The organism is Clostridium sp. KLE 1755 (assembly GCF_000466465.2).
Taxonomy (GTDB): Bacteria; Bacillota; Clostridia; order Lachnospirales; family Lachnospiraceae; genus Eisenbergiella; species Eisenbergiella porci.
In genome coordinates, this window is record NZ_KE992711.1 from 33,189 (window position 1) to 45,766 (window position 12,578).

Sequence of the window (12,578 nt, forward strand, 5' to 3'; positions counted from 1 at the left end):
GGGTGGCGGCGGCGGTGGCCGTTAGCATGAGGAGGGAGGACAGGAGGGCATAGCGGAGGGCTTCTTTGGCGATGAGGGCAAGGAGTCTTCTGTCAGAAATTCCCATGGCACGGATGATGCCTATTTCATGTCTTCTGGAAAAAATAAGGTGGCTGAGGCTGTTTCCGGTGTGCAGCAGTCCGGCCAGGAAAAAAAGCAGGGCGAGCGCGTAGAAATAGAACATTTTCTGGCGCAGGTACAGTTCCTTTTGTTCGATTGCCCGGGTGTAGTCTTTGAGGACACAGTCAGGCAGGGCGGCGATTTTTTCCCGGATGGCGTCGGCCGTGGGAGCGGCTTTTGCTTTTTCTTCTTTGATGATGCTCAGCACGCTGCTGCCGCGGACGGCAAAATTTTCCTGCAGCTGTTGTGTGGTCATGAGGATACTGTAGGTGATATCCGTGGTATTGGCTGTATAAAGGTTAGGGTCTTTGGTCAGGGAGCGGCTGACAATGGCGGCTATGGTAAATTCCCTGGTTTCATATTCCAGGTTTTCCGGGAAGCTGCGGCATTGGGAAAGGGGAGCCTGTCCGCTGGGAACCTTCAGCAGGATGGTATCCCCTGCTTTTTTTGTGGTGCTGTCGTAATTTCCCTGCCCGTCCATAATCGCAGTCAAAACCACTGTATTTTCTTCCTTCATCTGGCGGGGATCGATTTTCCCTTCCAGAAGGAAAGCTTCCAGCTGGGCGAGCAGATCGTCGTCATAGCCGAGGAGATTGCATTTGACCGTAAGGCCGCCGTCTTCTGTTTTCTCCGATATGCCGTGGCAGAACGTCTGATATTCTCTGTTGACTTCTGTAAAGTAGTCCTGCCACAGGAATTCCCCTGGCGCAAAAAGGATCTGGCAGGGAAGGCCGCTTACGGTGTGAACCCTTTCCACGCCCGGAAGGCCCGCAATGCTCCGGGCGGTTTCCTCCGGTATGCTGTTCATCCGCTCTCCTGTCTCCAGGAGCACCTGATAGCCGGCGCCCAGTCCGTCGTCAGATTTCAGGGCGCGTTCGTCGTGCAGCCTGGTGTTTATGATCACATAATCGGTGCACAGGAAAATCACGCCGCCCATGGCGAGGGACACAAGCAGGCTGAAAAATGCCGCCCTTCCCGGATATAGAAGTCTGGAAACAAGCGCGCGGGCCGGGCTTTTATTCCGGAGGGCGCAGGTTGTCCGGGCATATTTCATGCTGCGGTTTTCCCTGCGCAGCTCCACGGCCTCCTGCCGGTGTATCCTTCTGATAAAAATAAGGGTGATAAGCAGTAAAAGAATGAGCAGGGACAGCAGGCAGGAGGCCGAAGCCCACAGACTTACATGAAAGGTCTGCGCGGCGGAGGCGGTACGCTGCAGCAATTCTTCTGCTGCCGGGAGGGAAAGCGCTTCCTGGGAAACCCCCATTCCCTTGCTGAGAAAAACCGTATTGAACCGGGAATAAAGGGATTTTACCGCCAGATTGCCCAGAATGAAGCCTGGAATCCAGCCCAGCAGCAGGAAAGCGGTCAGCTCTGTGAAAATAATTTGGAAGATTCCGGTGTCTCCCAAGCCGATAGATCGGAGTATGCCGTATTGGGGCAGGCGCTTCTGTATGGATATACGGAATACACTGTATAAAACAAAGGCGCCGAAAAAGCCAAGGAGCAGAAGGATCCCTCCGCCTGCCGGGTCTGACTGCTTTTTTAATTGCAGAAGCAGATAAGTAATATCCGCATCCCGATCCACAAAGGCTTCCTTCCAAAGCGTTTTCAGGGAAGCTTTCTGGGAGCCGCCAAGATAGCGGTTGACAGGCTCATTTTCTCCCATCTGCCCGGGCTGCAGGCCATACCGGGCGCAGAAGGCCTCCCACTGAGAGTGCAGCCTTCTTTCTTCCCCGAATTTCAGGAACACAAAGGCACGGCCCGTTTCCTCCGGCGTGTCCTCGCTTACAAAGGCTTCCATCGTTCCCACGGATGCTGCCCATCTGTCCTTCACAATCCCCGTGAGGGTATAGGTTCTGCCGTCCAGCTCCACCTGTGTGCCCGGGCCGCCTGTAATCCCAAGATTACGCAGGGTATAGCGATCCATTGCCACCTGGCTTCTGTCTTGGGGGTAGACGCCCTCCAGCAGTTCGCGGTGAAGCATGCTCCGGTAATTTTCATCTCCATACAGAAGGGTGATCCGGCCGGGCTGTGTGAGCACCTTTTTCATTTCCACACAGCCATAGGAAACAATATCGTAATCCGGATGCCGCCCTCCTTCCCGCAGCTCCTGCATCAAAGGCCCGGTTTTTAACGTATAATAATTCCAGTCGCCGTAAATAAGCCGGTTGTTTCCCAGATTTCCCATACGGCTGCTGTACAGAAGGGAGCCTGTCCCGGAAAGCAGGGCGGCCACAAAAATAACGGCGGCAAGGCAGGCCGCGGTATCCCTTTTATAATAGCTCATATTCTGCCGGACGAAGGCGCAAATGGTTTTCACAGGAGCATCCCTCCTTCCGGGCATAGTCTGCCGTCTTCTATTCTGAAAATCCGGTCACAGGACTGGGCGATCACCTCATTGTGGGTGACCATGAGCACCGTCTGGGAATATTTCCGGGAGCTTGCCTTCAGAAGGCCTATCACATCCGCCGCTGTGGCGGAATCCAGATTTCCCGTGGGTTCATCCGCAAGCAGGACCGCCGGCCTGTTTGCCAGAGCCCTGGCGATTGCGGCCCGCTGCTGCTGCCCGCCGGAAAGCTCCTCCGGAAGTTTCATCCTTTTTTCCCACAGGCCCAGCCCCTCCAGCAGTTCCCGGATATAGGCATGATCCATATGCCTCCCTTTATCAAAGCTTAAAGGAAGAGCCACATTATCATACACGTTCAGCACCGGCATCAGGCTGTAGTTCTGGAAAACAAAACCGATATTCCTCCTGCGGAAAACCGTCCTGCGCGCAGAAGACATACCCGCCAGGGAATGGCCGCGGATGATAATATTCCCTTCCGTGGGCGTATCCAGGCCGCCCAGCAGATTTAAAAGCGTTGTTTTTCCGGAGCCGGACGTACCGCACAGCGCGGCAAATTCCCCCTGTTTTACGCTGAAGGTTACATTTTGCAGCGCCCTTACCGCATTTTCGCCCCGGCCGTAGATTTTTCCCAGTCCTGTTGTCTCCACTGCATTCATGGTTTGCTCTCCCTCTTTTTGCAACAGTTCAGGCAGGGCTGAGCTGTTACCTCTTTTTCACAATTGTTACATAACTTATTGTAACAGGGATTTCTTGCAGAAATGCTACAAAGCCGGGGCTGGATTCTTACAGTTTTGCAAGAACAGGGAAAAACAGCTTCCTCCGCCGGGCGCAGGTTCCACCGTCAGATAGCCCTTTTCCTGTTCCGCAATCAGGCGGGACAGATACAGGCCGATTCCTGCCCCTTCCCGGGCCCGGACCTCCTTTCCCCGGTAAAACCGCTGAAAAACCAGGGACTGCTCGTCCCTTCGCACACCTATCCCCTGATCCGTCACCAGAATCCGGCTGTAGGTTTCATAGCGCTGCAGGCCAATTTTTATTTTGGAATGAGGCGGGGAATATTTGACCGCATTTTCCAGGAGGTTCACCAGGATCTCCGCCGTCCATTCCGGGTTATGCCACAGCATCGTTTCTCTCAGGCCTTCCGCTTCTATGGCAATCTCCTTCTTTTCGGCTTTTTCATAAACAGCGGATACGGCCATGCGGATCGCGGCGCAGATGTCCGCGTTCTCTTCCCGGAAAGAAATCACGCCCTGCTCCAGCTTCACCATCTTGAACAGGGAGGCGGTCAGCCAGTCTATTTTTTCCGTCTGTCTGCGCAGCTTCTCCAGGAAGTCCTGCCGCCTGCCCTCAGGAAGCTCCTGCCTGCAGAGCATTTCCACATAAAGCAGCACATTGGCCAGCGGCGTCTTAAGCTGATGGGACATATCGGAAATCAGCTGCTTTACCTGCTCCTTTTCTTCCTGCGCCCTCCCGATTTCCAGATTCAGCTTTTCCTGAACCCGCAGGCATTTGGCCGCCAGCGCAGACAGCCTGCCCTCTTCCAGCCCGCTGATCTCTATCCGTTCTTCCGAGAGCACCTGCTCCAGCATTCCGTCCGCCGCACGGTACAGCTCGTTGTATTTCCGGCAATACCAAAAGGCTGCGGCCGCCAGTGCGCCGCAGATACACAACCAAAGCATAGTCATCATCCTTCCCTCCAGAAATAGCCCAGCCCATGTACCGTACGGATGATTTCAGGGCTGGCCGGATCCTTTTCTATTTTCAGCCGCAGCCTGCGTATGTTCACAGACACCGTATTTTCGTCCACAAATCTGCCCTGACCATCCCACAGCTGCGACAGGATCTGCTCCTTACTCAGCACCTGTCCTTTATTTTCCATGAGATAAAGCAGCAGCCGGTATTCCTGATAGCTGAAGGCAAGCTCTTCCTCTCCCCTCCATACTCTGCATGCGGCTTTATCCAGTGTGATACCGTTGGAATACAGCTTCTGAGGCTCCGGGCTGCGGCGCAGAAGGCTGTGGATTCTCGCTTTCAGCACCGAAAGGGAAAAGGGCTTGGTCAGGTAGTCGTCCGCTCCCAGATTCAGGGCCTTCACCTCGTCCAGCTCGGAATCCCGGGCGGTGAGCATCAGCACAGGCGTCTGTGCCAGGCGGCGGATCCGTTCGCAGAACTCAAAGCCGCTCCCGTCAGGCAGGTTGCAGTCCAGAAGAATGAGATCACAGGCGTTTTTTCTAAACTGCTCTTCCCCCTCTTCCATGGTCGAAGCCGCAATGATCGAATAGCCGTCCGCTTCCAGGGAGTAGGCAAGCCCCTCCTGCAGATCCATATCATCCTCTATTATAAGTACTGTACTCATTTTTGCTCCCTTCATAACAGCTCCTGTCTCCGAAATTTTACTATGCCTGCCTATACTGCTTAATCTCCGGCTTGCGGCATTCTCTGACTCTGCCGTCCATGAGCCGCATTTATTTCCTCAGCAGATACAAAAGGGCCTGCCGGAGAGTTTCCGGTAAGCCCTTTTATTCAGCCGTATTAAGGCTTTACAACAATATTAATAATCTTGCCCGGAACATAAATTTCCTTTACCACAGTGCCGCTCAGCTTGCCTGCTGCTTCCAGCGCTTTCTTGCCTTCCGCAATGGCGTCTTCCTTGCTGATATCAACGGGTACGGTGACAACCAGCTTGGTTTTGCCGTTCACCTGAACTGCCACTTCCTTTTCGTCATCCGCCATGGCCGCCTTGTCGGCTACCGGCCATACCGCATGGAATACGGAATCGGTTCCGCCCAGCTGACGCCACAGCTCTTCACCGATATGCGGTGCAAAAGGAGCCAGAAGGATTACCGCCGTCTGCAGTGTTTCCTTGTCGATACCGCCGTTTCTTGCCATATCCACCATTTTGTTGGTATATTCCATAAAGCCGGAAATTACCGTATTGAGGCTGAAGTTTTCCAGTCTGGTGGTGATTTCATGGATCATTTTGTGGCGTACCTTCACCATTTCCTTCGTGGCCTGCACGCCGCTGTCCTTATTGTCCATAACCAGATTCCAGAAACGGTTCAGGAAACGGTTTACGCCGTCGATTCCTCTGTCGTCCCATTCGCTGTCAAGCTCCGGCGGCCCTACGAACAGTTCGTACATACGCAGGGAGTCACAGCCGTAGTCTCTTACCAGATCATCCGGGGACACCACATTTCCTTTGGACTTGCTCATCTTGATGCCGTTCTTTCCGGTAATCATACCCTGATTGAACAGCTTGACAAAAGGTTCGTCAAAATCGATTACGCCGATATCACACAGGAACTTGGTGTAGAAACGGGAATACAGCAGATGAAGCACCGCATGCTCCACACCGCCGATATACATATCAACCGGCAGATATTTGTCCGCTTTCTCGCGGCTCACCAGTTCCTTGTCGTTTTTGTTGTCCACATAGCGGAGGAAGTACCAGGAGGAGCCGGCCCACTGAGGCATGGTATTGGTCTCTCTCTTCGCAGGCGCGCCGCAGACAGGGCAGGTGGTATTTACCCACCAGTCAATGTCGGCCAGAGGGGATTCTCCCGTTCCTGTAGGCTGATAGGATTCCACCTCGGGAAGAAGCAGCGGAAGCTGATCCTCCGGCACCGGTACGCAGCCGCACTTCGGGCAGTGAACAATCGGGATAGGCTCGCCCCAGTAACGCTGGCGGGAGAATACCCAGTCACGCAGCTTATAATTAACTGTTTTGCGGCCAATTCCCATTTTTTCAATCATCACAGGTGCTTCTTTCTTGAGCACCGCGCTTTCCATGCCGTTCCATTCGCCGGAATTGATCATGGTGCCGGAAGCATCCGTATAGGCTTCTTCCATATTTTCGATTTCCTTACCATCCTTGGCAATTACCTGGATAATAGGAATATTGAATTTTCTGGCAAATTCAAAGTCTCTGTCATCATGGGCGGGAACGCACATAATCGCGCCCGTGCCATAATCTGCAAGCACGTAATCGGAAAGCCAGATCGGAACCTTTGCGCCGTTTAAAGGATTGATGGCATAGGTTCCCGTAAACACGCCAGTTTTTTCCTTATCCTGAAGCCTGTCCACGTTGGATTTCATGGATGCTTCGTAGATATATTTTTCCACGGCTTCCTTATTTTCAGGGGTTGCAAGCTTTGCCGCCAGCGCATGCTCCGGAGCCAGGACCATAAAGGTCGCCCCATGAAGGGTGTCCGGCCTTGTGGTGTAAACGGTGATCTTCTCATCGCTGCCCTCTACCGGGAAATCCACTTCAGCGCCGTAGGATTTGCCGATCCAGTCGGTCTGCATTTTCTTTACCTTTTCCGGCCAGTCAAGCTTGTCCAGATCGTTCAGCAGGCGATCCGCGTAGGCTGTAATTTTCAGCATCCACTGCTTCAGGTTCTTCTTGGTAACCTCGGCGCCGCAGCGTTCACATTTACCGTTTACCACTTCTTCGTTGGCCAGGCCCGTCTTACAGGAAGGACACCAGTTGATGGGCATTTCCTTCTCATATGCCAGCCCTGCCTTGAACATTTTTACAAAAATCCACTGGGTCCACTTATAGAAATTCGGATCAGTGGTATTGACTTCCATATCCCAGTCATACAGAGCGGCGATCTGCTTGATCTGGCTCTTGATTTTGGATACGTTGTCCGCCGTGGATACAGCGGGATGAACTCCCATTTTAATCGCATAATTTTCTGCGGGAAGGCCGAATGCGTCCCAGCCCATGGGATGAATGATATAATGGCCGCCGTTTAACATTTTATAACGGCTCCACACATCGGAAATGACATAGCCTCTCCAATGCCCTACATGAAGTCCGTTTCCTGAAGGATAGGGAAACATGTCCAGACAGTAGTATTTGGGTTTCTTTCCGTCGTTGACGTTGATGGGATGGGCCTCCCATTCCTTACGCCATTTTTCTTCAATCTCTCTGTGATTGTATGGTGCTGCCATAGCTTCCTCCTTTTTACTGCCGTTTAAAAGCTGGCGGGCAACTGCCGTGCTGTTAAAATTACCTTGTAACAATAACCGTATACAGGCTGTCCCGCCGCATAACAAAAGCCCTTTCTTCCTGGTTAGAGACGAAAGGGCTTGTTTCCGTGGTACCACTCTAATTCGTACCATCTGCTTTGACTGCAAACCGGTACGCACTTATTGTTCTGTAACGGGAATTCCCGCTCCGGACTACTTTCCTGCTCCTGCATGAACAGGCTTCCCCCGGAGGACTCCAAGGCGAGTTGGGGACTTCTCCTTACCGCCTCGCACCATCCGGCGGCTCTCTGAAAAGGCCAGGTTCCTTATTACTCCTCTTCCATGTCTCTTGCTCTTTTTACTTCTGCCGGTGAAAATCTTCTGAAATTCCCCGGAAACTAGGGATTATTCTATCCTTTTTCCCGGGAAATGTCAATAGCTTTGTCACTCTATCCGGCGCCTGGCAGTCAATTTACTCCAGGGTCTTAACCGGATTCAGGCCGCCTTCGTCTTTATACTGGAATTTGATAGAGTCTCCGGGATTATAGCGGACGATTCCAATCAGGCTGTCATCCGACAGATCCACATCAAAAATATTCTCATTTCCCTTGATGCAGATGTAATAATGGGTGGTTCCTTCCAGAACCACGGGGGAAATGGATTCAATTATGCCGGAAACATCCACATATGCTTCAGTATTCTGGCTTACGATGCCATTGGTGCTCAGCAGTTCGTTGTAACTCTTCTCACAGGCCTGTATAGTATCTCCGATGGCTACCCACTGGTACTTCTGCACGTTTACCATGGCGTATTTTTTCACCAGGCCTGCAGCATCCTTCAGAGCCATGAAATAAGTGGGTTCATCCGCAATGTTCAAAAGCAGGGGGAAGGTGGCCCGGTAACCCAGGTTCTGTACCTGCCCTTCCGCGGAGGACATGGCGGACATTTCCGTGGCGCCCTCCACCCTGTAAAATCTGGTTTCCATGGTTCTCTGATTTATGAGCACAAAGCCTACATTAGACTGGTCACCGTTTACGGAGGTAATGCCCGTATATACCCAGACATCGTCATCCAGCGCAATATAGTTGTAGCCATTGGTGGTCACCAGGCAGTCCTTCTGTCCCAGCACGCTGTTGAAGAAGCCATGCTGGTACATGCCATGATAATCATACAGCTGCATCAGAAGCTCTGCGGAATACACCTTATCAATCCACTGTGGAACATCCTCTACGTCATAATCCGTGCATTCGCCGGTTACCGCATTGCAGAGCACCACTCTTCCCACGGTCTCGCCGCCAAACAGCCCGATATTGAATTTCTTCACGGGGCATACCCAGTATGGCACGCCATTATCATCGATTTCAAAGAAAATCTGGTCACCGAAAATATAGGTCGGGAACTGGAAGCGAAGATGCCTGTAAAGATTGCGGTTGAAATATTCGGATTTGGAATATTTAATTCCCTCGTCCAGCATCACACATTCCGTATCCTGAGTGGTCATATCAATACGCATATAAGCCGGGATTCCGTTCTTTTGGTTGGTCAGCCACTTAATAGGGCTGGCATATACCAGCGGCGTCACACGTACCGGAACGCCGTTTACGTTAATCTGGGTATAGTCATCCGCCACCTCAAACTGGGACACCATCTCCACCAGGCTGCCCATTTTCCTGTCTCCCAGAAGCGCGGCCGAATCCTTATCCAAAAGGGGGATCGTACGGTAATCCACTTCCTTGATATCATCCGTAAAATTCCGGGTTTCCAACGTTAAAAGCTGCTGGTACTTCTTCGCATTGACAATAGGGGAAGACAGAATGCTTCCGATTACATAAGCAGCCAGCAGTAAAAGCAGCAGGATTCCCAAAAATTTTAAAGGCTTATGCTCCTTCAGGCTGAAACGCAGGGCCACGCCTCCCGTTCCCGCCATATCCTTTCCCGCCTTGCGGATCGTATAAACCACCATCACAGCCACAATCGCCGCCATGATGAAAAACCAGAACCCGCTGGAATGAATATTGATGGCCGGCAGTGTCACATAATAATAAATGAACGCTACAGCAGCCGCCAATACTCCTAAAATCGTGTATAAAACGCCTTTCTTCATATAATAAAAGCTCCTCCCTGCCGGCAGCCAAAGGGCCGGCAATTACTTTCCACCAGTTCCTGTCAGAAACTGGTGCGGTTCCTGTAAACCAGTTCATTGTACCACAATCTTCCTCCCATAGCAATGCTTCCGCACCCGGCCAGCCCGCACCGGGATGCCGCGCTGTTGCATACATCTTTTCTTCTTGTTTCCTTCCCCTCCCTCATGCTAAAATAGATACAGCATTAATTCAGGCCATATAGCTGTCCGTTCAGCGCAACAGTTACGAAGCCATACCGCGTCAGCAAAGCGGGACGTAAACAAAACTGCTGCTTTAACAGCAAAATAAAACTAAGAGAGGCAGAGCATGGAATTGGAAAATCCTCTGATTACCATTATTATTCCCATATATAACCGGGAACAAACCCTGGAACGCTGTCTGTGCAGCGTGCTCAGGCAGACCTATTCCCATCTGGAAATTATCGCTGTGGACGACGGCAGCACCGATCACAGCCGCGTCATCCTTGATAAATACCAGAAAAAGGATTCCCGCCTGCGCGTTGTACGCAAAGAAAATTCCGGTGTGTCGGAAAGCCGGAACCTGGGACTGCAGCTGGCCCGCGGGGAATACATACAGTTTGTGGATGCGGACGACTGGATTACACGGGACGCTACGGAAACCCTGCTGAAGGCTATGCAGACCGGTTCGGAAATGGTAATCACCGATTATTACCGCGTCATTGGCAGAAAAATCTGGATCAAGGGCCATATCCCAGCGTCCAGTCTGATGAGCAGGGCGGAGTTTGCCAGATATATGATGAAATCCCCCGCCAATTTCTATTACGGCGTCACCTGGAATAAATTTTACCGCATGGATATTATACGGGACAACGCGCTGTTCTTTTCCCGTGAGCTGGACTGGTGCGAGGATTTCAAATTCAATCTGGAATACCTGAAATACGTTTCCAATATCCGCGTGGAGACCAGGCCCATTTATTACTATGTAAAAACAAAGGGCAGTCTGGTGGACAGCAAAATCGACCTGCGGGAAACCATCCGCACCAAACGTATCCTGTTCGGCTATTACAAGGAGCTTTACCAGGCTCTGGATATGTACGAGGAAAATAAACTGAAAATCCAGAGCTTCTACCTGGAATTCGCACGGGATAAAATCAAATCACCCGTACTGCCGGAGCCGCCGCTTATATTAAAGGGAGAAAAAATCCCCAAAAAGAAAGCCTCCCCGCCCAGACTTCATTCCGGTAAAAAAACAAAGTCAGATACCCCGTAATATTCTGCGGGATATCCGACTTTGTTTGACCTATTCCTCATTGCCCAGCTTCGTATAAACCTTCCGGGAGTATCCGGTGGAAACGGTAACCGGCTCTTTCGTATAGCATCCCCAGGAAAGCTCGGGATAATTAAACTCGCTGTCTATAATCAGCCGTGTATCCCCATAATCATTTTCCCCGAAAACAAGGAAATGATCGATAAAGACATAGGCTCCCATGGATCCCGGCGCCCGTTCTCCCTTCACAACAATTTTCAGGGTATGCTCTCCCATCGCAAGTCCTTCCGCCGCATAAACGAGACGTCCGGCATCCTTCTCATAGCCCCGCGCAATTCCCGGCGTCAGCAGACGCACGCCCAGGGAAATGGAATCATCCATCAATTCCCCGTCCACATAGACTTCAGCCATGCCTCCCAGGATATCATAGCTGGAAATCCAGGCAATGCCTGTTCCTGTAAAATGGCAGATACAGGCATCCCCTTCGGTGTTGGACCACATTTCCGTACCCTCCCTGCTCAGATTTCCTGTTTTCTGGCAAAGCCAGCTGCCCTGATAGGAAACCCGGCCATCTGTTTTTCCAATGACTGCCTCCGGATTGTGGGTCAGCTGTGCGCGTACACAATCCGTTCCGTCCGACAGCACTGTAAATGCCTGACCGCCGTTTTGCGCGCTCATGGCCGCCTTTATGACATGCGCCTTCATGCTGCAAAAATCTCTCGTCCCCCTGCGCCCCGTATCATATTTTCCAAACAACACCGTATCCTTTTCATCCAGCTGCCAATCCCATTCCGGCGCCACGCCGGTCCGGCATACGCCGTAAGGATTATGCTTTAAAGCGCTGCCCTGCAGACGGCCGATATGCCAGTCAGGATACGTATTCCACAGGCCCCTGCGGCTCCAGGAAAGCAGTTCCATCTCCCGGGGCACCATAAAGCAGATCCCCACCTCCTCATAACCGCCGGAATCCGTATCATCCCCCACCCGCATGGCCAGCTTCCGCGGGCTGGGATAAGGCATCTCCAGGATTTCGTATGTTGTTTCCATCAGCCCCTCATTATCGATGGCAATCCGGAAACGTACCCGCACCTTTCCATAGCTGCCGGAAATGCTGACTGCCGCACAGCTCTCCGCGGTTCCCGATTCCAGCTTTTCCAGCTTCCAGGGCGCAAGCGCCAGGCCGGTCAGCTGCAGGAAGGGGCCTCCTGTAACCACAGGTACATCATTTACATAGCCTGCAGAAATCAGTCCCGTTTCCCCTGAAAAATACAACCGGAACCGTCTGCCCTCCACCAGCAGTCCGCCGCAGGCTTCCCGAAGGGAAGGCGCGCCTCCGGAAAATGCAGGCAGGGTCAAAGCAGGGGCCGCCAGCTGCCAGCACCCATCATCCACCAGATTGCCGAAGGGATCTGTAAATTCCAGAGTCAGCTGCTCTCCTGCAAGAAAGGGCGCCGGGATCAACAGGCTTCCTTTTTCCCCCGGAGGCAGATCCGGCCCCTGCATCCTGCCTGAGCTATCTCCCAGACGCCAGGCAATCCCCACCTCCTGCAGGTTAGTATGATTGAACCGGTTCTCGATGCCAAGAGAAACAAAGTCCCCCTCCGCCGCCGGCTCTCCCGTAATATGGATAGGAGAATAAGCCTTACGCACATGCCAGAACTCTGGCTTTTTCCGCCGCCAGCCGTCCAGGATCCCCCAGGGGGCTCCCCAGTGGTTACGGCGGCCGG

Annotated in this window: 8 protein-coding genes and 1 other annotated feature; of the genes, 1 reads left to right on the top strand and 7 read right to left on the bottom strand. The window is 52.4% G+C overall.

Annotation, left to right across the window (positions count from 1 at the left end; genetic code table 11):
- The 6 genes from HMPREF1548_RS13460 to HMPREF1548_RS13485 form a co-directional block, all read right to left on the bottom strand.
- The coding region (locus HMPREF1548_RS13460; RefSeq protein ID WP_035322087.1) for an FtsX-like permease family protein at positions 1-2,479 on the bottom strand (2,479 nt) is incomplete at its 3' end.
- Complete coding sequence (locus HMPREF1548_RS13465; protein WP_035322089.1) at positions 2,476-3,162, bottom strand: ABC transporter ATP-binding protein; 687 nt, start codon at positions 3,160-3,162, stop codon at positions 2,476-2,478. The genes HMPREF1548_RS13460 and HMPREF1548_RS13465, both read right to left, overlap by 4 nt.
- 105 nt (positions 3,163-3,267) lie before the next feature.
- Positions 3,268-4,194, bottom strand: coding sequence for a sensor histidine kinase (locus HMPREF1548_RS13470; RefSeq protein ID WP_021636760.1), 927 nt, complete (start codon positions 4,192-4,194; stop codon positions 3,268-3,270).
- On the bottom strand, positions 4,191-4,862 hold the full coding sequence (locus HMPREF1548_RS13475; protein WP_035322109.1) for a response regulator transcription factor: 672 nt from the start codon (positions 4,860-4,862) through the stop codon (positions 4,191-4,193). The genes HMPREF1548_RS13470 and HMPREF1548_RS13475 overlap by 4 nt, the downstream gene beginning before the upstream one ends.
- 176 nt (positions 4,863-5,038) lie before the next feature.
- Entirely contained in the window at positions 5,039-7,462 is a 2,424-nt protein-coding gene (gene leuS / locus HMPREF1548_RS13480) for a leucine--tRNA ligase (protein WP_025490129.1), read from the bottom strand.
- A gap of 121 nt (positions 7,463-7,583) precedes the next feature.
- Positions 7,584-7,832: a binding site (T-box leader), on the bottom strand.
- Positions 7,833-7,952: 120 nt separating this feature from the next.
- Positions 7,953-9,584 (bottom strand): hypothetical protein, encoded by a 1,632-nt coding sequence (locus HMPREF1548_RS13485; RefSeq protein ID WP_021636763.1) that lies wholly within the window; start codon positions 9,582-9,584, stop codon positions 7,953-7,955.
- A 346-nt stretch (positions 9,585-9,930) separates the two neighbouring features.
- Between HMPREF1548_RS13485 and HMPREF1548_RS13490 the strand changes: the two genes are divergently transcribed.
- Positions 9,931-10,854 (top strand): glycosyltransferase family 2 protein, encoded by a 924-nt coding sequence (locus HMPREF1548_RS13490; RefSeq protein WP_021636765.1) that lies wholly within the window; start codon positions 9,931-9,933, stop codon positions 10,852-10,854.
- A gap of 30 nt (positions 10,855-10,884) precedes the next feature.
- Here the strand turns inward: HMPREF1548_RS13490 and HMPREF1548_RS13495 are convergent.
- Positions 10,885-12,578, bottom strand: a 1,694-nt coding sequence (locus HMPREF1548_RS13495) for a hypothetical protein (RefSeq protein ID WP_021636766.1), incomplete at its 5' end; no start/stop codon positions are given.